The 25290-nt window shown below is 61.1% G+C and carries 20 protein-coding genes and 1 pseudogene; 7 read left to right on the top strand and 14 right to left on the bottom strand.

The features are described 5' to 3' along the window. Positions 1-184: 184 nt before the first annotated feature. On the top strand, positions 185-844 hold the full coding sequence (locus J2J99_RS09210) for a ChrR family anti-sigma-E factor (protein ID WP_207600961.1): 660 nt from the start codon (positions 185-187) through the stop codon (positions 842-844). Between the two features lie 98 nt (positions 845-942). Beyond that, positions 943-1776, top strand: coding sequence for an SDR family NAD(P)-dependent oxidoreductase (locus J2J99_RS09215; RefSeq protein ID WP_168294911.1), 834 nt, complete (start codon positions 943-945; stop codon positions 1774-1776). Here the strand turns inward: J2J99_RS09215 and J2J99_RS09220 are convergent, their stop codons facing one another. The 7 genes and pseudogenes from J2J99_RS09220 to J2J99_RS33920 all read right to left on the bottom strand — a co-directional run. After that, positions 1777-3036 (bottom strand): SAM-dependent methyltransferase, encoded by a 1260-nt coding sequence (locus tag J2J99_RS09220; protein ID WP_168294910.1) that lies wholly within the window; start codon positions 3034-3036, stop codon positions 1777-1779. It abuts the gene before it with no gap. 96 nt (positions 3037-3132) lie between these two features. Continuing rightward, complete coding sequence (locus J2J99_RS09225; RefSeq protein WP_168294909.1) at positions 3133-3984, bottom strand: DUF1365 domain-containing protein; 852 nt, start codon at positions 3982-3984, stop codon at positions 3133-3135. Next, positions 3981-5318 (bottom strand): NAD(P)/FAD-dependent oxidoreductase, encoded by a 1338-nt coding sequence (locus tag J2J99_RS09230; RefSeq protein WP_168294908.1) that lies wholly within the window; start codon positions 5316-5318, stop codon positions 3981-3983. Before J2J99_RS09230 ends, J2J99_RS09225 begins: the two co-directional genes overlap by 4 nt. Further along, positions 5315-6766 carry a cryptochrome/photolyase family protein gene (locus tag J2J99_RS09235; protein ID WP_168294907.1) on the bottom strand — a complete coding sequence of 484 codons (1452 nt, stop codon included), beginning with the start codon at positions 6764-6766 and terminating at the stop codon, positions 5315-5317. The genes J2J99_RS09230 and J2J99_RS09235 overlap by 4 nt, the downstream gene beginning before the upstream one ends. A gap of 188 nt (positions 6767-6954) precedes the next feature. Continuing rightward, positions 6955-7281 (bottom strand): hypothetical protein, encoded by a 327-nt coding sequence (locus tag J2J99_RS09240; RefSeq protein WP_168294906.1) that lies wholly within the window; start codon positions 7279-7281, stop codon positions 6955-6957. 545 nt (positions 7282-7826) lie between these two features. Next, a complete protein-coding gene (locus J2J99_RS09245; RefSeq protein WP_207600962.1) occupies positions 7827-8450 on the bottom strand; it encodes a hypothetical protein in 624 nt (207 codons plus the stop codon). A gap of 331 nt (positions 8451-8781) precedes the next feature. After that, a pseudogene (locus J2J99_RS33920) lies at positions 8782-9325 on the bottom strand (IS1595 family transposase); the annotation flags it as partial. A 183-nt stretch (positions 9326-9508) separates the two neighbouring features. Between J2J99_RS33920 and J2J99_RS09260 the strand changes: the two are divergent. Then, on the top strand, positions 9509-10189 hold the full coding sequence (locus J2J99_RS09260) for an HAD-IA family hydrolase (RefSeq protein ID WP_168294903.1): 681 nt from the start codon (positions 9509-9511) through the stop codon (positions 10187-10189). Between the two features lie 25 nt (positions 10190-10214). On the opposite strand, the gene J2J99_RS09265 is transcribed toward J2J99_RS09260, so the two are convergent. The 7 genes from J2J99_RS09265 to J2J99_RS09295 form a co-directional block, all read right to left on the bottom strand. Then, positions 10215-12872 carry a nitrate reductase gene (locus J2J99_RS09265; protein ID WP_168294902.1) on the bottom strand — a complete coding sequence of 886 codons (2658 nt, stop codon included), beginning with the start codon at positions 12870-12872 and terminating at the stop codon, positions 10215-10217. Then, positions 12872-13222, bottom strand: coding sequence for a nitrite reductase small subunit NirD (gene nirD, locus J2J99_RS09270; RefSeq protein ID WP_064810169.1), 351 nt, complete (start codon positions 13220-13222; stop codon positions 12872-12874). The genes J2J99_RS09265 and nirD overlap by 1 nt, the downstream gene beginning before the upstream one ends. 4 nt (positions 13223-13226) lie before the next feature. Then, on the bottom strand, positions 13227-15677 hold the full coding sequence (gene nirB, locus J2J99_RS09275) for a nitrite reductase large subunit NirB (RefSeq protein ID WP_168294901.1): 2451 nt from the start codon (positions 15675-15677) through the stop codon (positions 13227-13229). A gap of 18 nt (positions 15678-15695) precedes the next feature. Continuing rightward, complete coding sequence (locus tag J2J99_RS09280; protein ID WP_168294900.1) at positions 15696-16937, bottom strand: MFS transporter; 1242 nt, start codon at positions 16935-16937, stop codon at positions 15696-15698. Positions 16938-17322: 385 nt separating this feature from the next. Next, positions 17323-18606 (bottom strand): CmpA/NrtA family ABC transporter substrate-binding protein, encoded by a 1284-nt coding sequence (locus J2J99_RS09285; RefSeq protein ID WP_207600963.1) that lies wholly within the window; start codon positions 18604-18606, stop codon positions 17323-17325. Positions 18607-18640: 34 nt separating this feature from the next. Further along, positions 18641-19228, bottom strand: a complete 588-nt coding sequence (locus J2J99_RS09290; protein WP_168294899.1) for an ANTAR domain-containing response regulator — start codon at positions 19226-19228, stop codon at positions 18641-18643. Positions 19229-19312: 84 nt separating this feature from the next. Then, positions 19313-20317, bottom strand: a complete 1005-nt coding sequence (locus tag J2J99_RS09295; protein ID WP_168294898.1) for a LacI family DNA-binding transcriptional regulator — start codon at positions 20315-20317, stop codon at positions 19313-19315. 226 nt (positions 20318-20543) lie between these two features. On the opposite strand from J2J99_RS09295, the gene J2J99_RS09300 reads away from it, so the two are divergent. The 4 genes from J2J99_RS09300 (at position 20544) to J2J99_RS09315 (ending at position 25270) form a co-directional block, all read left to right on the top strand. Further along, a complete protein-coding gene (locus J2J99_RS09300) occupies positions 20544-21683 on the top strand; it encodes a sugar ABC transporter substrate-binding protein (RefSeq protein WP_168294897.1) in 1140 nt (379 codons plus the stop codon). A 76-nt stretch (positions 21684-21759) separates the two neighbouring features. Next, the gene (locus J2J99_RS09305) at positions 21760-23298 is read left to right on the top strand and encodes a sugar ABC transporter ATP-binding protein (RefSeq protein ID WP_168294896.1); all 1539 of its coding nucleotides are present in this window, start codon (positions 21760-21762) and stop codon (positions 23296-23298) included. After that, the gene (locus J2J99_RS09310) at positions 23295-24290 is read left to right on the top strand and encodes an ABC transporter permease (protein WP_168294895.1); all 996 of its coding nucleotides are present in this window, start codon (positions 23295-23297) and stop codon (positions 24288-24290) included. The genes J2J99_RS09305 and J2J99_RS09310 overlap by 4 nt, the downstream gene beginning before the upstream one ends. After that, positions 24287-25270 carry an ABC transporter permease gene (locus J2J99_RS09315; RefSeq protein ID WP_168294894.1) on the top strand — a complete coding sequence of 328 codons (984 nt, stop codon included), beginning with the start codon at positions 24287-24289 and terminating at the stop codon, positions 25268-25270. Before J2J99_RS09310 ends, J2J99_RS09315 begins: the two co-directional genes overlap by 4 nt. Positions 25271-25290 lie beyond the last annotated feature (20 nt).

The raw sequence follows: 25290 nt of genomic DNA on the forward strand, positions 1-25290 counted from the left end.
TTTTCGCTTCACAAGGCTGTGTTGGCAAGAAATGCTATTCCATGCCGCTGTCGGCCACGACAAAATTTCGCTTTCCCTGTCCGAAAAGGCGCATCACCCGCCATCCGCCGGTGGCGCAGTGATCCGAAGGTTGACTTTACTCGTAGGGATGATGACAAACCAGAACGCAACGCAGCAATAGGGCGTGGCCAAAACCGACATGGTTCACGAGCAGATCGAGACAATCGACGCATTGATCGCGCATTACGTCGCCGGTTCCTTGCCCGGGCCGGCGCGGGTGCTGGTACGATCCCATCTGCAAATGAAGCCGGATAATCGAAGCCTGGTGAGCAGCCTCGAGCTTTTGGCCGGGGAAGCCCTGGAAAGCACGTCGCAAGCCGCCATTGCCGATCGCGACCGGCGGCTTGCGGCGATCTTTTCCTCTGCTCCTCCCGCCTCCGAATCCCATGTTTCCAAGCCTCCCGTCAGGGCGCCGTTTCCCCCGGCTTTGCGCGATCTCCTCGGCTTCGAAGTCGAGGATGTTCCCTGGCGCAGGCGCTTGCCCGGCCTCAGGGAATATTCGTTCGAGATGGAGGGTTGCGAGGTCAGCCTGATGTGGATCCGGCCGGGCCGTGCCTTACCGGCGCACACCCATAAAGGCATGGAACTGATCCTGATCCTCGACGGCGCCTTCAATGACGAACGCGGCCATTTTGGTCCCGGCGACATCTCCATCGCCGACGAGACCGTCGAGCATCGGCCGGTCGCCGAAAAGGACAGGCCGTGCATCGCCTTTGCCGTTTCCGACGGGCCGGTCAAGCTAACCGGATCCCTTCGTCAGATGATCGGCGACCTGATCGGCTGAAAGCAGCCACAATGGTGTGATAAAGCCGTAAATCCGGGAGGAGATGAAAACTTCCGGACCTGTTGTCGTGGTGGCTAGGCAGAGCCGGAGGACATGTCATGCGTGATTTCATCGCCCGTCCCGAACATGGAATCGTCTGGATATCGGGCGCGAGTTCCGGCATCGGCCGGGCGCTTGCGCTGAAGCTCGCCGGCGAGGGATACAAGGTCGCCGTCACCGCCAGAAGCCATGAAAAACTGGTCGAGCTGCAGGCCGAGGCCCGCGGCCTTGACGGCAGCATCGTCGTTCTCGACGGCGACGTCACCAATGCCGAAGACATGGAACATGCCATGGCCTCCATCGAATATGAGCACGGCACGCTCGCCATGGCGATCCTCAATGCCGGCATCTATCTGCCTGTTCACGCCGACGACTTGCACCGAGCCGATTTCGAAGAAAGCTTCGCCGTCAATCTTTCCGGCGTCGTCAATTGTCTCTTGCCGGCAATCCGCCATATGAAAGCGAAAGGGCAGGGGCAGATCGCCATCGTGTCCTCCGTCACCGGCTATGGCGGCCTGCCGACCGGCGCTGCCTATGGCGCCACCAAGGCCGCCCTGATCAACATGGCCGAAAGCCTGAAATTCGATCTCGATAAGCTCGGTATCCGCATCCAACTCATCAGCCCCGGCTTCGTCGACACGCCGGCCACGAGAAAGAATCACTTTCCTATGCCGGCCCTTGTTTCGACCGAAGAAGCTGCCCGGGAGATCGCCGCCGGGCTGAAATCGCAGGCCTTCGAGATCACCTTCCCGAAGCGCTTCACCATCCTGCTGAAGCTCGCGCGGCTGCTGCCTTACGGCGCTTATTTCGCGCTGGTGAACCGCGTAACCGGCTGGCGCGAACGGCCGTCTTCAACGGGACGCCATCCGGTGACGCCGCATCCGGCGGAATGATCAGCTGCGCGAGAACACGACCTGGCGCACATCGATATTGCGGGCGCGAAAGCCGGCTTCGCAATAGAACAGATAGAATTCCCAAAGCCGCTTGAAACGCTCGTCGAACCCCAGCGGGCGGATGCGTTCCCAGACTGACCGGAAGCGCTCGCGCCATTCGGCCAGCGTCCGGGCATAGTCGAGCCCGAAACCGAAGTCCCTGACCAGTGACAGATCGACCTTGCCGGCGAGTTCGGCGAGATGATTGCGCGTCGGCAGCATGCCTCCGGGGAAGACATATTTCTGAATGAAGTCGGGGTTGCTGCGATATTGGTCGAAGGCTTCGGGCCGGATGGTAATGATCTGCAGTCCGGCCTTGCCGCCGGGCTTCAGACATTGGCGGAGCTTGGAGAAGTAGGACGGCCAATATTTCTCGCCGACCGCTTCGAACATCTCGATCGAGACGATCCGGTCATAGAGCCCTGTCTCATCGCGGTAGTCCTGAAAGCGGAATTCGACGCGATCCTCCAGGCCGGCTTTGCGGATACGCTCCTCGGCGAAGGCGAGCTGTTCGCGGCTGATCGTCAGTCCAGTAACCTTGCAGTTCAGCTCGCTTGCGGCAAATTCGGCAAAACCGCCCCAGCCGCAGCCGATCTCCAGCACATGATCGCCGGACGCGATGCCGGTCGCGTCTGCGAGCGCGCGGTATTTGGCGTTCTGGGCCGATTGCAGGTCGTTGGCGCCGGTCGAATAGAGCGCTGAGGAATAGGTCATGCTCGGATCGAGCCATTGCCTGTAGAAATCGTTGCCGAGGTCGTAATGGGCGGAGATGTTGCGCTTCGAGCCTGCCCTGGTATTCGCGTTCATCCAGTGGCGGACGCGCTCAACGAGGCGGCCGACGCCGCGTTTGCCGTGCGAATAGCTGTGCGCTGCCTCGCCGTTGACGAGGAAGAGTTCGAGAAAGGCGGTGATGTCGGGGCTGTCCCAGTCTCCGTCCATGTAGGTTTCGGCGACGCCGATCGTTCCGCTCGTCAGCGCCCGATAGGCGAGGTTCCAGTTATTGAGGTTGAGCGCCGCTTTCGGCCCGGCCTTCTTACCATCGATCAGCAGCCTGCGCCCGTCGGGCAGGGTGACCGCAAGCGAGCCGTGCTGCATGCGCAGAAGCCCGCGTAGCGCCAGCTTCGCCTTGAACGGTAGCCCTTTCACCAGGCGGGATATGTTTTCTGCCGTCAGCGTCACCGCGTCCCGGGCCAGCAGATTCCAGTCCTGCGCCTTGTTCATTCTTCCTCCTCCGGCATTTTTTTGCCGGTTAAGGACGACGACACATCCGTAACGATGTGCTCGGGCGGCCTCCGGCCATTACGTGAAACGCTAATGTTATTCCGCTGCATCTGCAAGCTCGCGGGGTCGGTGGATGCTGACGTCAGGCGGCGGCGTCGGGCGCGCGATATAACGCGCACCCTTCAGCCAGAGCTTAAGCGCTTCCCAATGAATGCCCGCGACGACCTTGATGGTGAGGAGGGGGATGTGCGCCGTCAGCCTGAGCAGCGAGGCGCTGGTAAGAGGCATCTGCCGTCCTGAGAACGTCGCCGAAAGAAGTGGGCCGTCGCTATCGGTTTCGAGGATGCGCCAGCGAATTTGCTTACCGGGCGGCAGCATGCGGAAATGGTAGCGCGCCGTCATGCCGATGAAAGGCGAGACGTGGAAGAGCTTGTCGCAACTCTGGCGAAGCCCGCTTTCACACATCTCGCCATGGCCGACGGGGCAGACATAGCTGTGCCGTTCGCCGAAGGTATTGCGCACCTCATAGATCATCGCGACGAGCGCGCCGTCGCCATCATAGGCGTGATAGACAGAGAGCGGATTGAAGACATAGCCAAGAATGCGGGGATAACAGACAAGCAATATGCGCTCGGCACGTTCGAGACCGGCCTCGGCAAGCAGTCGGTCGGCATAGGCGCGCAACGTCGCGCCGCCGGCATCGGCATGATCCTGTTCGTGAAACGAGACGAGATTGCGTCGGTTGACGGAAAACAGCGCCGACAGGCGGCCAGCCTTCTGCAGCCCGTCGAGATCGACGAGCAGCGAGAATACCCGATAGCGGAAGCGATGGCCGAAGGGTTTCATGCGTTGATGCATGATGTCGCCGACATAGAGCGCTGCTGCGGCATGCGGCGGAGGGCCGTTCTCCGTCATGCTGATACCGCGTCTTTTATCTCGCCCGCTCATGCCGCGCTGTCCGGTTGGGATTCGTGGAAAATGGTTCGGGCAGTTCTCCAGGGTATGATCGCGCCCAGAGCTTCGGCTGCCGCCAAGCCGGAAACGAGCCCGTCCTCGTGGAAGCCGTATCCCGTCCAGGCGCCGGCGAAATGGCAATGATTCTCCCCCTGAATGGCCACGAGCGCCTGTTGCGCCGCCATGGCCTCGACTGAAAATTGCGGATGCTCGTAAGTGAATTCCGCAAAAACCCTGCGGGGATCCGGTTCGCGGTGCGGATTGAGCGTCACGAACAGCGGGAATCCGTGTTCGATGCCCTGCAGCCGGTTCATCCAGTAAGTGACCGCTACACCCGCCATTCCATCCGTACGGCTCGATCGCAGATAGTTCCAGGAAGCCCAGACCTTGCGCCGCTGTGGCATCAGCGCTTCATCGCGATGCAGGACGACGCGGTTCGGCTGGTAGGGGATGGCGGCAAGCACTGTGCTTTCCCGATTGGTGGCGTCGGCGAGCAGGCGCGCCGCCTGATCGCTATGGCAGGCGAAGATCACTTTGTCGAAGGAGCGTTCGCTGCCCGTTTCGTCGATGATGGTAACGCCATATTCGGAGCGGATCACCGCACGCACGCCGCAGGATAGTTTAACCCGCTCGCTAAGCGGCTGGAGCAGCCGGTCGAGGTAGGTGCGGCTGCCCCCGGTCACCGTGCGCCATTGCTGCTGCCGGCGGTAGATCAGGCGGTGATTGTCGAAGAAGTTGACGAAATGCTCTGCCGGGAACTGCAGCATGCGGGCCGATGGCGTCGACCAGATCGCTGCCGCCATCGGCACGAGATAGTTGTTGGTGAAGCCGGGCGAGAAGCCGCGCCAGTCGAGGTAGTCCCCGAGCGAGCGTGAGGCGAGGTGGCCGGCGGCGCGGTCTGCGAGGCACGTGCGGTTGAAACGCAGGATCTCGCGGATCATCCAGAGGAAGGAGGGGCGCAGCAGGTTCCGCTTCTGGGCGAAGATCGAAGAGAGCCCGCCGCCGCTCCATTCCAACTTGCCGCGGTCGAGTGAGAGCGAGAAGCTCATGTCGCTCGCATGCGTTGCAACGCCGAGCTCGGCAAAGAGCGCGGTGAGGTTCGGGTAATTCAACTCGTTATAGACTATGAAGCCGGTATCGACCGCAATCCGGAACCCTTCATAATCCACGTCGATCGTCGCCGTATGGCCGCCTGGCCGCGCCTGGCTTTCGTAAAGCGTGACATCATGCACCTGGCGCAACGCCCAGGCTGCGGAGGCGCCGGAAATGCCGGAGCCGATGACGGCGATCTTCAGTCGGCGCGGGGTGGAATGGAAATGCACGTTCATGCAACACCCTTTATGGCGTTGTAGGCCGCGAGCGCCCGGTTGCGGGCTCCGGCATGGTCGACAATGGGTTTCGGATAGGTTTCGCCAAGGATGACTCCGGCCTCGCCGAGCACACTCTTCGGCGCCTCAAATGGCTGGTGGATGTATTTTGCGTCGAGCGTCCGAAGCTCCGGCACATGAGCCCGAACATAGTCGCCGTCGGGATCGAATTTCTCGCCCTGCAGCACCGGATTGAAGATGCGGAAGAACGGCGAGGCATCCGCTCCGGAGCCCGCCACCCATTGCCAGCTTGCCGCGTTGTTGGCTGGATCGGCATCGACCAGCGTGTCCCGGAACCAAGCCTCGCCCCGGCGCCAGTCGACCATCAAGTCTTTGATGAGGAAAGAGGCGGCGATCATCCGCACGCGATTGTGCATCCAGCCGTAGCGCCAGAGCTGGCGCATACCGGCATCGACAATCGGATAGCCGGTCATGCCGCGGGACCACGCCTTGAAATTCTCTTCGCCGCTACGCCATTCGAAGCGATCAAAACGATCGTCCCAGTTGGCCGAGGCAAGACGCGGGAAATGGAAGAGTAGATGATAGGAGAATTCGCGCCAGGCGATTTCCTTGCGGAAATGCACGATGTCGGCGGCAGGTACGTGTTTCGACAAGCCGCGCGTCGCATCCCAGATGCGGGCAGGGGAGATCTCGCCGAGCGCCAAATGCGGCGACAGCATCGATGTCGCCGGCTTTGCCGGATGGTCCCGGTTTTCCTTGTAGCCGTCGAGCCTATTCTCGATGAAGGTGCGAAGCTTTTCCTGGGCGCCTTCCTCGCCCGGCTTCCAGAGATCGGCGAAATTACTCGTCCAATCCGGCCGCGTCGGCAGCAGTTTCCAGCTCTCCAGTTTTTCCGATGCGGGAAGCTTTGATGCCAGCTGTAGTTTCGACGGAATGTCCAGCGGCGGCTCGGGTTCGCCGGCGCTCTCCAGAGCGCGCCAAAACGGCGTATAGACGCGATAGGGCGTGCCGCTGCCGGTCATCAGCTGCGAAGGCTCATGCAGTAGCTGGCCGTCGAAACTTTTTACTTCGATCGCCTGCTTTTCCAGTTCGTGCCCGATGCGGGCGTCGATGGAGATGCCCGGCGGATCGTAGCGCTGATTCCAGAATACGGCTTCGGCGTCGCTTTCCCTGATGAGGGCGCGGAGCACTTCAAGCGCTTCGCCGCTTGCAAGCGTGAGCCCTCCGTGCCGTTTGCGCAGCGACGCGTCCAGCGCTTTCAGGGAGTTGTGCAGCCACCAGGCCTGCGCCGCCCCCAGCGGCCCGGTGCCCGCAGCCTCCAACTCCCTTATATAGAGGGAAATGATCGGCCGCCCCGAAAGATGGGCGGCGTTGAGCGCCTTGTTATCATCAAGGCGCAAATCCTTGCGAAACCACAGGATGACAGGTTTTGTCGCGTCTCTTGCCAATGAAGCCGTTTCCCATCTGTGCTTTTCAAGCTGCTACGGATGTACGGAAGGCCCGGATCAAAAGTTTCAGCGCGCGAGGCGAGTTTTTCACTGCCGCCGCGACATGAAAAAAGGCCGGCGTGAACCGGCCTTTTTCCAAGCATGAGGCGCGCTCGCGCGACGTGCTTTGGGAGGAGAGAATTGCCTGCTCAGTTGTCGTATTCGCGGCAGGCTTCGCTGATCGATGCGCCGCTCTGACCGCCGCGCGTATCGACGCCGGACATCTGCTGAGGCATGCCGGCGCATTCCATCGTCTGCGGCCGGCCGATGCTCTGTGTCGTGGTCGGATCGACCGGAGCGACCTGCACCGGATGAATGCCATTGTCACTGTTGGTGTAATCGGACGAATAGTTACCCGAACTCGGATCGGTCGAGCCGCCGTTCGTCGGCCCAATCGGATCGGGGTTCGACTGGGCAAAGGCCGACGATGCCATGCCGATCGCGAGCAGCGTAGCGGCGATAAGGGATCTTGTCATGAGGTTATCCTCCTTTGATTTTCATCTTGGATGACCCTGGGGTAACTGCGTCACGGAATCATTGTTCCGAAATTCGCGAAAAACTTGCACGCGGACCTTGCATGGTTACGCATAAACCTTAATGGCCGAAGCCGCTGGATCGCTGCCACTGCCTGCCTTAGGGCATGACGAAACGCCAATCCGCAGCATGAGGCCGCTATGTTCGCTTCTCCCCGCGAGGCCGCAGAATTTGGTCTGCAGAATGGCTTATCCCGTTCGCACAGGTAAACACTTCTAATAGTTTACCCAGGGAAGCGAAAATGCTTTCCAAAATCGACGTACGAGCAGCCGTGACACCATAAAGGGCCAGAAACGAGGTTTGAATTAGGTCAGATTCGCCCCGCTATGTCGCATCGAGCCGCAGACGCAGACGAACAGTCCCCAGTCTTGAGAGTTAGGTATTGCGTGATACCAGCGCTCGGTCCGCGTTCAGTCTCCATAGCGGCCCAAGCCCTGCGTGTGCCAGATGCTTGGCGCTAGGGAACGACGTCTGCGCGAATAAAGTGTCACGGAAAAGAATTCGGAAAATCGTCGTCAACAATATAGAAATGATCAGCGAGTTTCGTGACAGAGATATATTCATCTGGCGGGGCGGAGGTGAGGCGAACGCAGTCCTTCTTTTCCGCGCAACGTCGCTCCATTTGTTGCAGCCACGAAATTGATTGGGTGCCTGGCGGCAAGGCAATCTGGTCGCTCTCGTCGTAGACGAGGGTTCGATATGTTTTGGCAACAAATGTGTCGTCCCAAGGAAACGTCTTGAACCGCGGCGTTTCAGGTTCGACTTCGACCCGTTGGACCTCTTGAAGATAGGTATTCTTGGTCAGGTCGAACCGAAAATGGTCAGGCGTTATATCCAACCCCATAAGAATGCGATGTGAAAAAAAGACAAGAAAAGCGGCCAGAAAAAGTGAGAACACCCGTCTCCAGCGCATTCGCATCAGGTTCATACAAAGCGAAATCAAAATCGTTGGCGCAAGCACAGTGAAAATTGCTAAATCGATGGTCCACCAGTCCAGCGTCGGAAACACCCACCATGTCCACAGAAGCAGTTCGGGAACCAGGAACCACAAGACATAGATCAGCGTGAACTTGTCGCCCCTCCGCCATGTGCGCACACCACTCATGCTCACTTCACCGACTCCATCCTATCCGATCCTATTCTCCAACAGACTTACAGGCCTCCGCCGCGTGGAGGTCAATGCCTGAAACTTTGGACAGCTCCACTCCGGCACTTGTTTACCTGAGTTCGAATGTTTTCGGTCGGGCTCCGGTTATCTTTGAGCCGATGGGGACATGGCGGAGATAGCCTCTGATGATGTCTTCGGGAGCAAGGCTCGGCGGATGGACGTATCGCCGGGTGCCACGCTCCTCGCCGGGGCGCCTTGGCGGAAGCGCGGAGCGCCTCGGCTTCCTTCGAGCGTATCGCCACCTCTTCTCGTGTCGTCGGACTTCGTCGAGGGCACCGCCGCCTTCCGGCTCGTCCTTCCGACGGAACGGCACGTTGGTCTCGTCGATCTCGATCATCCCGCGCAGGGGGCGTCTGTCCGGATCGACCATCGCCCCGCGAATTTTGTGGAGCAGAAGCCAGGCCGTTTTGTAGCTGCCGAGGCCCAACTTCGGCTGAAGCTGTAGGGCGGACATCCCATTGGAATGAGTGGCGAGTAGGTAGGCGGCCAGGAACCAGCTTCGAAGCGGGAGATGTGTGCCGTGCATCACCGTGCCAACGATCAGCGATGTCTGGGTGTCGGCACCCGGAGGACGTTCGCCTTCCATCATCATCATCGACGACGACACCCTGGCATTCCCAGACCCACGGCCGAGCCTCAAGTCGCTAGGCGCGGTTCCCGCCGCAACGTGAGCATCGAAAGCCGTCCTTCCAGCGCTTCTTCGCTAGATATTCCGCTCAGGCGTAATCGTCGGCGAAGTCCGATGTGAACTTCTCCAGCGATGGAGGTTTATCGTTCGCCCAGCGCGTTGGAAACAGGCTTTCGCTCACGCCCTCCATTTACCAGACCGGATCGGCCTCCGCCTCGCCTGCGACCTGATCGCCACATCGGGCGCCACTGCTTTTTAGGGCAGATTTGCGACATCGTCGCCGACATTCTCGAAAGCTTGCAAAACATGGCGATTTGCCGTTTCATCGCGTCGGCGACTGCCATCTGACTCTTTTCCCGAAGGAATCAGCCTTTTGTCCCAGACGATGCCCCGTGGCTTCGACAAGCCTTATGCCGCCTTCCTGTTCGATATGGACGGTACCATTCTCAATTCGATCCGTGCGGCCGAACGGGTATGGAGCGACTGGGCAAGGCGTCAAGGGCTCGATGTCGCCGACTTTCTGCCGAAGATGCATGGCTCGCGCGGCATCGACACGATCGCCCGGCTCAACCTGCCCGGTGTTGATCCCGAACATGAAGCCAGGTTGGTGACCGAGGCCGAGATCGCCGATGTCAGCGATGTCGTTCCCATTCCCGGTGCCGCGGCATTCCTGAGTTCGCTGCCGCCGGATCGCTGGGCGATCGTCACCTCTTCACCTTTGCGTCTGGCGCACCGGCGGCTGGAGGCGGCAGGTTTGCCGCGGCCGAGGTTCATGGTGACGGCCGAGGATGTGACGGTCGGAAAACCCAATCCGCAATGTTATATCCTCGGCGCCGAACGCCTTGGTGTCAGCTCAGAGGATTGCCTGGTGTTCGAGGATGTCGCTGCCGGCATCGCTGCTGGCGAGGCCGCGGGCGCCGATGTCATGGTCGTTACGGCTACCCATCACCAGAAGATGGAGACGCGTCACCCGACCCTCCCATCCTATGATGAGATCTCGGTCCGCATCTCGGACGACCGCAAAATGCTCGTCGTCCCGAACGCGGCCTTATAGCAGGCCGCATTTGGTTTCCTGCCTTTCACTCCGCGGCGGCGGCAAGACAGCGGTCGATGATCCTGCCGATTTCGCTGCGGCAGGAGCCGCAATTGGTTCCGGCGCTGGTTTCCTTGCCGACCGCCTCGACGCTGTGGCAGCCGCCGCGCACGGCAGCGGCGATCTGATTGACCCCGACGCTGAAGCAGGAGCAGACGGTGGCGCCCGGATCCAGTCTGCCGGCCCCGGGGCGGCCTGCGACAAGCGCGAACCGTTTCCTCAAATCAGCATGCGCGGCGGACAACTGCGAGATCGCCCAGTTGCGCGCCACGGCGACCGGCTCGCGAGCAAGGAAGAGCGCGGCGAGCAGCGTCTCGCCATCGAAAAAGGCGAGCCGGAGGTCGCCAGATTGCCGGTCAGCATATCCCAGCGGTTCGATCTCATCAGGAATAGCGAAAACCGCCCGGCACCAAGCCGTCCAGTCCTCGACGGGTTTGCCGAAGGCAAGCTCCAGCCGCCAGCCGCCGTCCGCTTTCGCCAGCGCCCAATAAGCCGCATCAGGCGTGGCTGGTTTGACGGCCGAGACCGCGAAACCGAAATGGCTGGCGGGGAAGGGCCGGACGGCGACGGCGACGTTTTTCGACGCCGGCTGACCGGAAACGGGATCGGTGATCGGCGCGACCACGGCGTCTATCCGCGCCTTTGCCGCAAACTGGTCGTTCCAGTGCATCGGCGCAAAGATGCCGCCGCGCGCCTGGCGATCGGTCACCAGCGCCCGGACGATCGCCTTGCCGTGCGGGCTGTCGATCTCGACGAGGTCGGCGCTTGTTATACCGGTCTCGATCGCGTCGCGCGGATGGATCTCGGCAAACGGTTCGGCGATATGGGCGGACAGCCGCGCGCTCTTCCCGGTCCGCGTCATCGTGTGCCACTGGTCGCGGATGCGCCCGGTATTCAGCGTGAAGGGGAGGTCGGCATTGGTGCGCTCGGTTGCCGGCGGTTCCACCGCGACGAAGCGCGCCTTGCCGTCGGTATGGTAGAAACCGCCATCGGCGAAGAAGCGGGTGACGCCGGGCGCGCTCCCTGCCGCCTGCGGCCATTGGAAGGGCGACAGTTCGTCATAGCCGGCGCCTGAGATACCGGCGTGGGCGCCGATGTCGAAGTCGCGGCTGCCGTTGTTTTCGAAGGCGGAAAGGGCGGCGTGTTCGGCGAAGATTTCGGGCGGCGCATCGAAATCGAAGGCGGCGGCAAATCCCATGCGGCGTCCGACCTCGGCAAGCTGCCACCAGTCCGGCTTCGCATCGCCTGGTATGCCGAGAAATGGCCGCTGTCTGGAAATGCGCCGCTCGGAATTGGTGACGGTCCCGTCCTTCTCGCCCCAACCGAGCGAGGGCAGAAGCACATCTGCATGTCGAGCCGTATCCGTCTCCTTCAGAATGTCGGAGACGACGACGAAGGGACAGGCGGCAATCGCGCTTTCGACGCTGTTCGCGTCCGGCATCGAGACGACGGGATTGGTGGCCATGATCCAGAGCGCCTTGATGCGCCCGTCGGCGACGGCGCGGAACATGTCGACCGCCTTCAGCCCGGGCTTGGCGGCAATCACCGGCGATTGCCAAAAGCGCTGGACGCGGTCGCGGTCTTGAGGGTTTTCGATCGCCATATGGGCAGCGAGCATGTTGGCGAGACCGCCGACTTCGCGCCCGCCCATGGCGTTCGGCTGGCCGGTCAGCGAGAAGGGACCCATGCCGGGGCGGCCGATGCGGCCGGTCGCCAGATGGCAGTTGAGGATGGCATTGACCTTGTCGGTGCCGGAGGAGGATTGGTTGACGCCCTGGCTGTAGCAGGTGACGACCTTCAACGTCGTCTCGAACAGGCGGAAGAATTCGCGGATCTGCATGGCCGGCAGGCCGGTCCGCTCCAGCAGATCGTTGATATCAAGTGCTGCGGCGGCCGCAAAGGCGCCTGCGAAGCCTTCCGTATGGGAGGCGATATAATTCTGGTCGATCGCAGGGCTTGTCGCGAGATGGGCGAGCAGCCCCATGAACAGCGCGACATCGCCGTCCGGGCGGATGGCCAGATGCAGATCGGCGATATCGCACGTCATCGTCCGGCGCGGATCAATGACGACGATGCGCATGTTCGGCCGCGCCGCCTTTGCGGCGGCCAGCCGCTGGTAGATGACGGGGTGACACCAGGCGAGGTTGGAACCGGTGAGGACCACCAGATCCGCAAGCTCGATATCCTCATAGGTCCCGGGCACCGTATCGGCGCCAAAGGCGCGGCGATGTCCCGCGACGGACGAGGACATGCAGAGCCTGGAATTGGTGTCGATATTGGCCGAACCGATGAAGCCCTTCATCAGCTTGTTGGCGAGGTAGTAATCTTCGGTCAGCAATTGGCCGGAGACGTAGAAGGCGACGGAATCAGGCCCGTATTCGGCGATCGTTTCGGAAAAACGCCGGGCGACCAGATCGAGCGCCTCGTCCCAGCTGCTGCGTGCGCCTGCGATTTCGGGGTAAAGCAGCCGGCCGTCGAGATCGATGGTTTCGGCAAGCGCCGAACCCTTCGAGCAGAGCCGGCCGAAGTTCGACGGATGCTCGGGATCTCCCTTGACGCTGACGGCGCCGGCCTCGTCGATCGTGGCGATGACGCCGCAGCCGACGCCGCAATAGGGGCAGGTGGTCTTGACCTCAGCCGCCATTATTCAGCCGCCATCAACAGGCTTTCCAGCGCGATGAAGAGGGCGCCGTCCTCGTTGCGGACCGGTATGGTCCGCACCTCGCCCTCGTCGGCGCCGAGCGCTTTGCCGGTTTCCAGAGAGATCACCCAATTGTGCAGCGGGCAGGTGACGGCCTTGGCGTGCACGATGCCCTGGGAGAGCGGGCCGCCCTTGTGCGGGCAGTGATCCTCGATGGCAAAAACCTCGTTCTCGGCCGTACGGAAGACGGCGATCTTGCCCTGCGGCGTCTTCACGCAGCGCGCGCCGCGCAGGGGAATATCGGAGATGTCACCGATTGAATGCCAGTTTTCATTGGGCCAATTCATGTCCATCTCCTTACTCGGCTGCCTGCGGATAGCCGATCGTCGCCATCGGCTTGAATTCGTGTTTGTCCTTGCCGGAAACACGCTCCGACCAGGGATCGACCTGGGCAAATTTCTGGGAGAACACGAAGCGGTCGTAATAGGCCTTGCGCTTTTCGGCATCGTCCATGATCTGGCGGCGGATTTCGTCCAGACCGACCCGCTTGGCCCATTTGTAGATGCGCTCGAGATAGCGGGCCTGCTCGCGGTACATCTGCGTCAACGCCACGATATGCTCCAGCGCCTCGTCCTCAGTCTTCACCAGGCCGAGCACCTCGGTGCCCTTGATGTCGAGACCGGCCGCCCCGGCGAAATGGATCTCGAAACCGGAATCCACGCAGATCACCCCGATATCCTTGCAGGTTGCTTCGGCGCAATTGCGCGGGCAGCCGGAAACGGCCATTTTCAGCTTGGCTGGCGTCCATGAGCCCCACATGAATTTCTCGATGCGGATGCCGAAACCGGTGGAATCCTGGGTTCCGAAACGGCACCAGTCGGAGCCGACGCAGGTTTTGACCGTACGCAGGCCCTTGGCATAGGCTTGGCCGGAGACGAAGCCGGCCTTGCCGAGATCGGCCCAGACGGCAGGCAGGTCTTCCTTCTCGATGCCGAGCAGGTCGATGCGCTGGCCGCCCGTCACCTTGACCATCGGAATCTCGAATTTGTCGACGACATCGGCGATGGCGCGCAGCTCGTTCGAATTGGTGACGCCGCCCCACATGCGTGGCACGACGGAGTAGGTGCCGTCCTTCTGGATGTTGGCGTGGACGCGCTCATTGATGAAACGCGACTGGTAGTCGTCGGCATATTCGTCCGGCCAGTCGCAGACGAGGTAATAGTTGAGCGCCGGCCGACACTTGGCGCAGCCGCAGGAGGTCTTCCACTCCAGTTCCTGCATGACGGCGGGAATGCTCTTCAGACCCTTCGCCTTGATCAGGCGGCGAACATCGTCATGGCCGAGTTCGGTGCACGTGCACATCGGCTGCACGGCGGACGGATTGTAGCCGTCGCCGAGCGTCAGCGCCATCAACTGTTCGACGAGGCCGGTGCACGAGCCGCACGAGGCGGATGCCTTGGTGTGGGCGCGCACGTCGTCGAGTGAGGTCAGTCCTTTGCTCGTGATCGTCGAGGTGATCTTGCCCTTGCATACGCCGTTGCAGCCACAGATTTCCGCGTCATCCGGCAAGGCTGCAACGGCCGCCATAGGGTCCAGCGGCGACCCTCCCTGGTAGGCCTGGCCGAAGATCAGCGTCTCGCGCATCTCCGAAATATCGGTCGCTTTCTTCTTCAGATCATTGAACCAGGCGCCGTCGGCGGTCTCGCCGTAAAGCACGGTGCCGATGATCTTGTTGTCCTTCAGCACCAGGCGCTTATAGACGCCGGCGCTCGCATCGCGCAGCACGATCTCCTCGCGGTCATCACCGTCGGCGAAATCGCCGAGCGAATAGAGTTCGATGCCGGTGACCTTCAGCTTGGTCGGCGTGTCCGCATGCACGAAAGCCGGCGAACGGTCGTCGGAGAGATGTGCTGCGGCAATGCGGGCCATTTCGTAGAGCGGAGCGACGAGTCCGTAGACCATGCCGCCCACCTCGGCGCATTCGCCGAGCGCAAAGATATCGCCGTCGGAGGTCTGCATGCCTGCATCGACGACAATGCCGCGATTGACTGCAAGCCCGGCATCCCGGGCAAGCCCGACATTCGGACGGATGCCGACCGCCATGACCACGAGGGTCGCCGGAATGATGCGGCCGTCATCGAGCTCGATGCCCTCGACCCTGCCATTACCGATAATCGCCTTGGTATTTGCCTTGCAGATGACCTTGATGCCGCGTTCCTCGACCGCCTTCTGCAGGAGATAACCGGCGGCGGGATCGAGCTGGCGCTCCATCAGCGTCGGCATGACGTGCAGCACGGTGACGTCCATGCCGCGCTGGGCAAGGCCGGCCGCCGCTTCCAGACCGAGCAGACCGCCGCCGATGACGACGGCCTTTTCGCGCGACTGGGCGGCGAGCAGCATGGCCTGCACGTCGTCGAGGTCGCGATAGGTGATGACGCCGGGCAGATCCTTGCCGGGAACCGGGATGATGAAGGGCACGGAACCGGTGGCGATCACCAGCTTGTCGTAGCTTTCGGTGACGCCATGGTCGGAGGTGACGGTCTTGGCGTCACGGTCGATGTTGACGATCTTGTGGCCCTTGTAGAGCGTGATGCCGTGCTTGATGTACCAGCCGTCACCATGAATGATGATCTGCTCGTAGTCCTTTTCTCCCGAGAGAACCGGCGACAGCATGATGCGGTCGTAATTGACGCGCGGCTCGGCATTGAAGATCGTGACTTCATAGCGTCCGGGCGCCCGTTCGAAGAGGTGCTCCAGCATGCGCCCGGGGGCCATGCCATTGCCGATGATGACGAGTTTTTCGGTCATGCGTTCAGGTCCCTTGGATTAGGTTGCAGCCACAGGCGCGGAGTGGCCCTGGCGCGACAGTTGCTTGACGGACAGGTGCATCCAGATCAGCGAGATCGCGACGATCGCGAAGAGCAGCAGGAAGCAGCTGGACCAGAGGCCAGTCATGTCCTTGAGGAGGCCGAAGGCGATCGGCAGGATGAAGCCGCCGAGACCGCCCATCATGCCGACGATCCCGCCGACGGCGCCGACGCTGTCGGGGTAGTAGGCAGGAATGTGCTTGTAGACGGCGGCTTTGCCGAGGCTCATGAAGAAGCCGAGCACGAATATGACGACGATGAAGATGACCGGTGTGATCGCCGTGGCCGGCAGCGAAAGGATGAGGGTGGCGACGGCCGACACGGCAAACATCGCGTACATGACGCTACGCGCGCCCTTCCTGTCCGACAGCACGCCGCCGAAGGCGCGGAAGATGCTGCCCGGGATGGAATAGGCCGCGGCGATCATGCCGGCAGTTTCCAGGTTGAAGCCGTAGACGCCGACCAGATAGCGCGGCAGCCACAGCGACAGGGCGACGAAGCCGCCGAAGGCGAAGAAATAGTAAAGCGAGAAGCGCCAGACCTGGACGTTCTGCAGCGGTGCGAATTCCTGGGCAAGGCTCTTGGAGGCGACGCCGCCCCCGCGCCGAAGACGGAAGGCCGGATCGTCTGACGTCGTGAACCAGAAGACGATTGCCATCAGCGCCAGGCAGACGGCCCAGATTTCCGCAACCGCCTGCCAGCCCCAGGCGAGCAGCACGAAGGGAGCGGCGAATTTGGTCACGGCCGCGCCGACATTGCCGGCGCCGAAGATGCCGAGCGCCGTGCCCTGCTTTTCCGCTGGGAAGAAGGGCGAGACGTAGGCGACACCGACGGCGAAGGAGCCGCCGGCGAGCCCGACGCCGAGGCCGGCGATCAGCATCTGCGTGTAGGTGTGTGCATAGGAAAGCAGGAAGGTCGCCACTGCGGCGGCAAGCATCGTCAGCGTGTACACCAGACGGCCGCCGTAACGCCCCGTCCAGACGCCGAGGACGATGCGCACGAGCGAACCGGTCAGAACCGGGGTGCCGACCAGCAATCCGAACTCGGCCTCGTTCAGGTTGAGCTCCTGCTTGATACGGACGCCGATGATCGCAAAGATCGTCCAGACGGCGAAACAGAGGGTGAAGGCAACCGTGGAGATCCACAATGCTTTGGCTGGTTCGCCGGCGGACATGGGCTGCACTTTCTCGATGACAGACATGGCTTCTCCGTGGCCCGACAAGGTCGCGCCGATCCATCGCTGGGGGTTAAAAACAAAAAGCCGCTGGTCAGGCTGCGCTGCACGAGGTGCGCGAAATATCCTGATCAGCGGCTTTGCTGGTGACGCCCGCCGTTGGACGCCAAATCTTGGTTTTCTGCGAGCGCCTATTGCGCGCTCATGCTGCGCCGATCGCCATTGATCTGTGCGCTAGTATCCCTGCAAACTGCGTGCCAGTTTGGTTGTCTTTCTTTAAGTGGTTGAAAAGAAAGGAATTGATAGTCGGCGCCTGTCTGCATCTTTTTGCGGCGGCCAAAAATCGTGCTAATCTTTTGTGCGTTGCGGTGAGGGTGGGCATCGAACTTTGCTGGCGTTTTGTGCAGGCCGATCACGCCTCATCGCTGTGGGGAGCGAAGGGCGGGGCGCTTTTGACGGCAAAGCTCGCCACATAGTCCGGCAGTTCCGTCGGGTCGAAGACATGGCCGTCCATGAAGCGGTCGCGTTCGTCATTGCCTTCGATGCGGATATCGGCGTCGTCAGGTGCGTTTGCGTCGCCGAGAGCCGTGCGATAGAGGTCCGGACGATAGGCGGAAGCGGCTGCCCGCGCCTTGTTGAGGCTGGCCTCGGCTTGCCCCCAGCGGATCATCTGGCTGTAGATCCACAGCGCATGGCTCGGGCGGGGATAATTGGCGAAGCCGGAATGAAACTGGAAATAATCGGCGATGATGCGCCGGTTTCCCCTGTCGTCGAGGCTGAATTCGCCGGCGAGAACGCGGCGAATGATATCGACGGGGGCGGCAATATAGCGCGGATCGGCAAGGGCGGCGGCCAGCGCGTCGTGGTTGTCCGGCAGGTCGCACCAGCGGGCTGCGGCGTCGAGCGCCACGATCAGCCGATAAACGGTCTCCGGATGGCTTTCCGCCCAATCCGGCCGCATGCCGATCACCTTTTCCGGGGCCGACGGCCAGATATCCTGTTTGGTGGCGACGATGCGGCCGAGACCGCGCTCCGAGGCGACCATGTTCCAGGGGGCGCCGACGCAGAAGCCGTCGATCGCCCCGGCTGCCAGCGCGTCCGATGTCAGCGGCGGCGGCACGACGACAAGCTTGACGTCCCTATCGGGATCGATGCCGCCGGCCGCTAGCCAGTAGCGGAATTCGTAATTGTGCGAGGAGAAGGGGTAGGTGACCCCGAAGGTTGGCAGCGGCTCGCCGCGCGCCTTTATCGCCGCGATCGTTTTTGCCAGAGCATGGGCGTTATCTAGGGCGCTTGCCGTTTCCGGCAATCCGGTACCCTCTCGCATCCTGTCGAAGAGCCGCGTCGACAAGGTGATCGCATTGCCGCCGCGCCCAAGGGAAAACGGCGTAATCGTCGGCGAGGGATTGGAGCCGAGGCCGAGCATGGAGGCGACCGGCATCGGCGACAGCATATGGGCGATATCGAATTGGCGGAATGCCAGCCGGTCACGGACATTCGCCCAGGAGACGTCCTTGACGAGATCGAGCGTCAGGCCTTCCTTCTGCGCGAAGCCGAATTCCGCTGCCGCGATGAGCACCGATGCATCGACGAGCGGAATGAAACCGGCCCGCAGCACTTTCGGGCCTTCATTGTTGGCGCGGGCGGGCAAAGGCAGGCCGCCGCCGGAACTGGCGGTCTTCGTCATCATATCCACTCCGGTTTCCTCCGGAAATTGGCCGGGTCAGCCATCACATCAAAAGTCCCGCGGCGGTGACAACGCTCTGGGCGATTTCAGACATCTTCTTCTTTTCGTTCATCGCCGTCTGGCGCAGCAGGGCGAAAGCCTCTTCCTCGCTCAGGCCGCGTTTCCTCATCAATATACCCTTGGCGCGCTCGATGAGCTTGCGTTCCTCCAGCGCCGAACGGGCATCGGCAAGTTCCCGCCGCAATCGGCTGAAGGCATTGAAGCGGCTGACGGCCATGTCGAGGATCGGTTTGACGCGTTCCTTCTTCAATCCGTCGACGATATAGGCGGAGACGCCGGCCTCGACCGCAGCCTCGATCGAGGCCGTGTCGGAGCGATCGACGAACATGGCGATCGGGCGGCTGACCGTGCGCGTCAGCTGGAACAAATGCTCCATCATGTCGCGGTTCGGATTTTCGATATCGATGATGATCACATCAGGCATCAGCGTTTCGATGGTTCGGGCGATGCCGTTGACCTCAAGGACCACGGTGACACGCGCATGCCCTGCCTCTCGCAGCCCTTCCTCGATGATGGAGGCGCGAATGGCATTTTCGTCGATCACCAGAATTGTCAGATCGCGATGCGTCATTTGTATATTTATGACGCGCTGCAGCAATGATTGCAAGGCGTTCGCCTGAAAAATGTGCGAGAGCGATTCGTGCACAAAAAATAATCAAACGGTTGTACTTTCGCGCGGGATCAGTGCAAAGCCAAGATCGATTTGCTGATCTTTTGACCTCAAGGAAGAAGTCAGCGCCGCGAGTACCTTTTCAGCGGCCAACTTTCCGGTTTCAAAACGCCGAGTTATTACGGAGGAGAGCGAGGGCGCGGCGCAGGCGGCGAATTCCAGATCGTGAAATCCCATGATCGCGATGTCATCCGGTACGCGTATGCCGCGTTTGCGGCACTCCTGCATGGCGCCGAGCGCCAAATTATCGTCCGTGCAGAAAATCGCCTCTGGAGCCTTACCGCGGTCGCACGTCAAGGCGAAGAGGTCGGAGCCGAGCGCGACGGAGCTGTGGCGCGGCTTCTCGGCGATGATTTGGAGGTCCGGCAAGCCAGCCTCTTCCATCGCCGCCCGGTAACCGTCGAAACGGGACCGGGCTCGATGGTCGAGGTTGCCGGTCAGAAAGGCGATGCGGCGGAAGCCGCCTTCGATCAGGTGGCGCGTCGCCGTCTGACCGGCTTGTTCCTGCGACATTCCGATGTTGAGATCGATCGGATCCGGGGAAAGCTCGAAGGTCTCGACGACGGGCAGACGGGCTTGGGTAAGAAGCTGCCGCGATAGCAGTGTGTGGTGCGTTCCAGTGATGATAATCGCCTCCACCCTCTGTCCGAGAAGCGCCTTGATGGCGCTTTCCTCCTCGACCTCGGAATAGCGGCTATTGACGACGATTACCTGGAAGCCTGCCGCGACCAGGACGTCGTGAAGCGCAAACAGATATTCCGCGAAGATGACGTTGTAGAGGGTCGGAACAATGACGCCGACCGCATGCGTGCGCGCGGAGGCAAGGCGGCTTGCTGCTATATTGGGGACATAGCCGAGTTCCTTGACGGCGGCGTCGACGCGCAGCCGCAGGGCTGGCGAGACCGCATGAGGTTTGCGTAATACCCTGGAAACCGTAATCGGGCTGACACCCGCGAGATTGGCAACGTCATCAAGGGTTATCCGCCGCATGGAGTTCCGCCGCTCGTTTTAGAAAATCAGACTTCATATTCTCTCATGGCAGCAACATTGCCACAACTATAGTTGATAGCGCTAGCAAATGAGATTTGACAGCGCTGTCAGCTATGTTAATCTTAAATTGTACCGGAAGCGTAGGGGTGGAATCTTTTCCGGGCTAAATATGCACATTTAGAAGCATAGAAGAGGCGGCTCAGTTCGCCGGAGGAGGAGAACATCCATGCATAAGGTGAAGAAAGCAAAACTCGCCCGCATTGCCGCGTTTTCTGCGTCCGCATTTGCCTTGCTCTGTGGCGCGGCCAGCGCGGAGCCTAAGGTCGTATCCGGTCCCGCCGCCGACCCCGGATGCATGGTGCCCTGGGCAGCGGACACGCAGTTCCTGCAATATCCGAAGAAGGATGGCCCCTATCGCATCGCGCTGGCCAACGGCTATATCGCCAACACCTGGCGTATCCAGATGGTGCAGACGGCCAAGGCCTATGCCGCTCAACCGGATGTCGCGGCCAAGCTCAAGGAATTTAAGGTTGTTTCGACCGGCGAGGACGTGCCGGCACAGATCTCCGCAATCAACAACTTCATCGATGCAGGTTATGACGCCATCGTGGTGAACGCTCAAAATCCCACCGCCTTCGGTCCGGTGATCAAGCGCGCCAAACAGGCCGGTGTGATCCTCGTTGCCTTCGACAATATTCTTGACACCAAGGACGCGATCAATGTCAACGTCGATCAGAAGGGCCTCGGTGTCATCTGGGCAGACTGGCTGATCAAGCATCTGCCGAATGGCGGCAAGGTGCTGGAAGTGCGCGGCGTCGCCGGCACTTCGGTGGACACGGATCGTCACAATGGCATCCATGAGACCCTGGACGCCTCCGGCAAGAAATTCGCTGTGACCGAAGTGGTCGGAAAATGGGATGATGGCGTTGCTCAGAAGGCGACGGCCGATGCGATCGCCACCAACGGTCCGTTCGACGGCATCACCGCCCAGGGCGGCGATACCGGCGTCGTGCAGGCGATGATCGATGCCAAACATCCCTTTGTTCCATTCGGCGGTGAGACGGAAAACGGTTTTCGCAAATTCTGCGCCGCCCATGCCGCCGACGGCCTGAAATGTTCGTCCGCCGGCACGGGTCCGGCCCAGGTCGCCGTCGCCATCAAGACCGCGATCGCCGCACTTGAAGGGCAGGTTGTGCCGCAGGCTATCAAATTGCCGACCGCGCTGGTTTCTGACCCGGATTTCAAAGAGGGGCAGGACTACTACCCGGCCCAATCCGACAACTTCTTCGTCGGCAACTCTTTCCCGACCTGCGGCATCAATTTTACGGCCCAGGAAATCATGGGGCAGACCAAAGAGAACCAATAGCAGCCTTCCTCGGATATGGTTGCGGGTGTTCGCACCCGCAATCTTGGCCACGACAGGGCGAACGGAGGCTGGGCGCATGACTTTGTCCGAACCGATTTTCCGCATGGAAGGCATATCGAAGCGGTATGGCGGAGCCGTCGCGCTTAAGGATGCCAATATCGCCATTCGGCCAGGGGCGATTCATGCCGTCCTTGGCGAGAACGGCGCCGGCAAGTCCACACTGATCAAGATCATGGCGGGCGTCGTGGCGCCGGACGAAGGGCGCATGCTGCTTGATGGCAAGGAGGTTACCTTTGCCTCGCCGGCGGCCGCCAATGCCGTGGGCATCGTCTGCGTTTTCCAGGAGCTTTCGCTCATTCCCGATCTGTCTGTCGCCGACAACATTGTCATCAGCCATCCGCCACAGAGGTTCGGTATGATAGACCGGCGCAAGCAGCGCAAGATCGCCGAGGAAGCGCTGGCTCGTGCCGGCGCGTCCGATATCCATCCGTCGGTACTGGTCAAAGAGCTACCCTTGTCTCGGCGGCAGATGGTGGAGATTGCCAAGGCACTTGCCCGTAAGCCGCGATTGATGATCCTCGACGAGGCAACATCGGCGCTGACGCAGGCGGATGTCGAAAAGGTCTTCGCCGTACTGAAGCGCCTGCGCGCCGAAGGGATGGCGCTGATCTACATCTCTCACCGCATGCACGAAATTGCCCAACTGGCCGATGACTGCACGGTTTTCCGCAACGGCCGTAGCATCGAATCCTACCCCGCGGGCACCAAGAGCGATCAGCAGGTAGTCGAACTGATGATCGGTCGTGAATATACCAATGTCTTCCCGCCGAAGCCCACGCATCCACTGGAGAAGAAACCGATCCTTTCCTGCCGCGATCTTTGCTGGGGCGATCGGCTGTCGGGCATCACTTTCGACATCCGGCCCGGCGAGATCATCGGCCTCGGCGGACTGGACGGGCAGGGGCAGCGCGATTTGCTGCTGGCCTTCTTCGGCGTACTGCGTGACCTGAAAGGGGAGATCGCGATCGACGGCATGCCGGTCAGACTGAAGAGTCCCCGTCAAGCCAAGTCTGACGGCATATCCATGGCGTTGATCCCCGAGGACAGGAAAACCGAAGGGTTGATGCTGTCGATGACCGTGCGCGAGAACCTCTCCATCGCAGCCCTCGACCGCATATCGCGCAGTGGCGTCATTGATCGGACGACCGAGCGTCGCGAAATCGACGAACTGTTCAAGCTTCTGGCAATCAAGGCTGCGACGATCGACATGCCCGTTGCCGGCCTTTCCGGCGGCAACCAGCAGAAGGTGGTCATTGCCAAATGGCTGATGAACCGGCCGCGCATTATCCTGCTCAACGATCCGACGCGCGGCATAGACGTCGGCACAAAGCAGGAAATCTATCTGCTGCTGCGCAAGCTTGCGGATTCCGGAGCGGCGATCATCTTCTACTCCACCGACTATGACGAACTGATCGGATGCTGCGACCGGGTACTCGTCATGTATGATGGAAGCATTGTCCGCGAGCTTGAAGGCGCCGATATCAACGAACATGAGTTGATCGGCGCCGCGCTCAATATCGGCGGCGACTACGCACAACAAAAGGCAGCGCCATGACCGGACTGGCTTTCGGCGAACGACGGTTTTGGTATGCGCAACAGAAAGGCACGTTGTTTGCCGCACTGCTCTTCGCCACCATGTTCGCTCTCTACGTTTCGAACCACCCGGCGGGTTTTACCCCCAACGTCGTGCAGACGGCATCGAACAAGGCGACGCTGCTTGCGTTTGTTGCGATGGCCCAATGCCTGGTCGTCATCACCGCCGGCATTGACCTTTCAGCCGGCATGGTTTTGGTCCTCTGCAATTGCCTTGCCTCCTGGCTGGTCGTCGGAACGCCGCTGGAGACGGCGGCGGGCATCTTCGTGGTGCTGCTTGCCGGGCTCGGCTGCGGCATGCTGAACGGGCTCATCATTATCTTCGGCCGGCTGCAGCCGATTGTCACGACGATTGCAACTAGCGCGATTTTCTACGGCTTAGCGCTATTGCTGAGGCCGACTCCCGGAGGCTCGGTCAACGAGGATCTGGCCGATGCGTTTACCTCCAAGCTTTTCGGGGTCGTTCCGGCTAGCCTCAGCGTCCTTCTTGCAGTTATCCTCGTCATCTGGATACCGTTCAGCCGCTCGACGATAGGCAGGGCAGCCTATGCCGTCGGTTCGGCCGAGAATGCCGCCTTCATGTCGGCGATGCCAGTCAAGCGGGCAAAATTTGCCGCCTATGCCTTGGCTGGACTTCTTTCGGCAATCGGCGGGCTCTACCTCACCTTTTTCTCGTATACCGGCGAAGCGGCTCTGGCGAGTGGCAACGCCTACACACTCTATTCGATTGCGGCGGTGGTGCTCGGCGGCGTTTCCCTTGCGGGCGGCAAGGGAAGTGCCGTCGGCGCCGTCTTCGGCGCCTTGGCATTTCGAACGATCGGCGATTTGCTGTTCGTGTTCGATTTCGATCCGCTTTGGCAGCCGCTGTTCCAGGGCGTAGTTTTGATGCTGGCGATCAGCATCGGCTGCATCGGCCTTTCACGGGTTCGCAATCGGCTGGAGTGGTTTCAATGAGCGAGGAAGCGTCCTCCATGCGCCAGCTTCGAGTGCCTGCACGCCTGCGCGGCGTCGATCCGGCCGTGGCAACCGCTTTCGGCTGCATTGTCGTGCTTTTGCTCGCAGGATCAATCTATTCGCCGAATTTCCTCTCGCCTGATTATCTGTTGCAGCAGTTGAAGGTGGCTTCGTTCCTCGGCGTCATCGCCACCGGCATGATGGCCGTTATCCTGCTCGGCCAGATCGACCTGTCAGTGCCGTGGATCGTAACGACCGGCGCGATGATGGCCTGTGCTGCGACCGCTTATGGTACGGCAGGCTCGGTGATAGCAATTCCGTTCGGCATCCTCTGCGGCGCCGCGATCGGTCTCGTTAATGGTTTGGCGGTCGGCTATCTCCGCATTCCCTCGATGATCATTACGCTGGCGACCAACGCCGTCGCGCAAGGTCTGATGGTCGTCTACACGGGCGGCTTTTCTCCGCAGGACTCGGCTTCATCGGCCATGCGGTTCCTGGCCACAGGCTACACGGTATCCGGACTTCCTAACGGCGTTCTCGTATGGCTGGCCGTCGGCTTGGCTGCGGTCTTCGTCCTGACACGCACGACATTTGGGCGGTCGCTCTATGCAATCGGGAACCGGGAGCGCGCCGCCTATCTGTCCGGCATCGACACCCGGCGCGTGACCTTGTTAGCTTTCGTCATGTCAGGCGGGCTGAGCGCACTCGGCGGCGTTCTGCTGGCCGGCTATGCATCAAAGGCATCGCAGTCGATGGGTGACGCCTATCTCCTGCCTTCGATTGCCGCCGTGGTCCTCGGCGGGACGCATGTGCTCGGAGGCAAGGGTTCCTACCTCGGAACCGTGGCAGGGGTCATCCTGATCACGCTCCTTCAATCGATCCTTTCGGTGATGCAGATCGAAGAGGCTGGCCGCCAGCTCATCTACGGCGCCGTCATCATCGGCATGCTTCTGCTCTATGGTCGTCAGAAGTTGGCCTGATTCCGTCGGCCCCGCGAAAC

This window comes from Rhizobium binae, from assembly GCF_017357225.1.
GTDB classification, from domain to species: Bacteria; Pseudomonadota; Alphaproteobacteria; order Rhizobiales; family Rhizobiaceae; genus Rhizobium; species Rhizobium binae.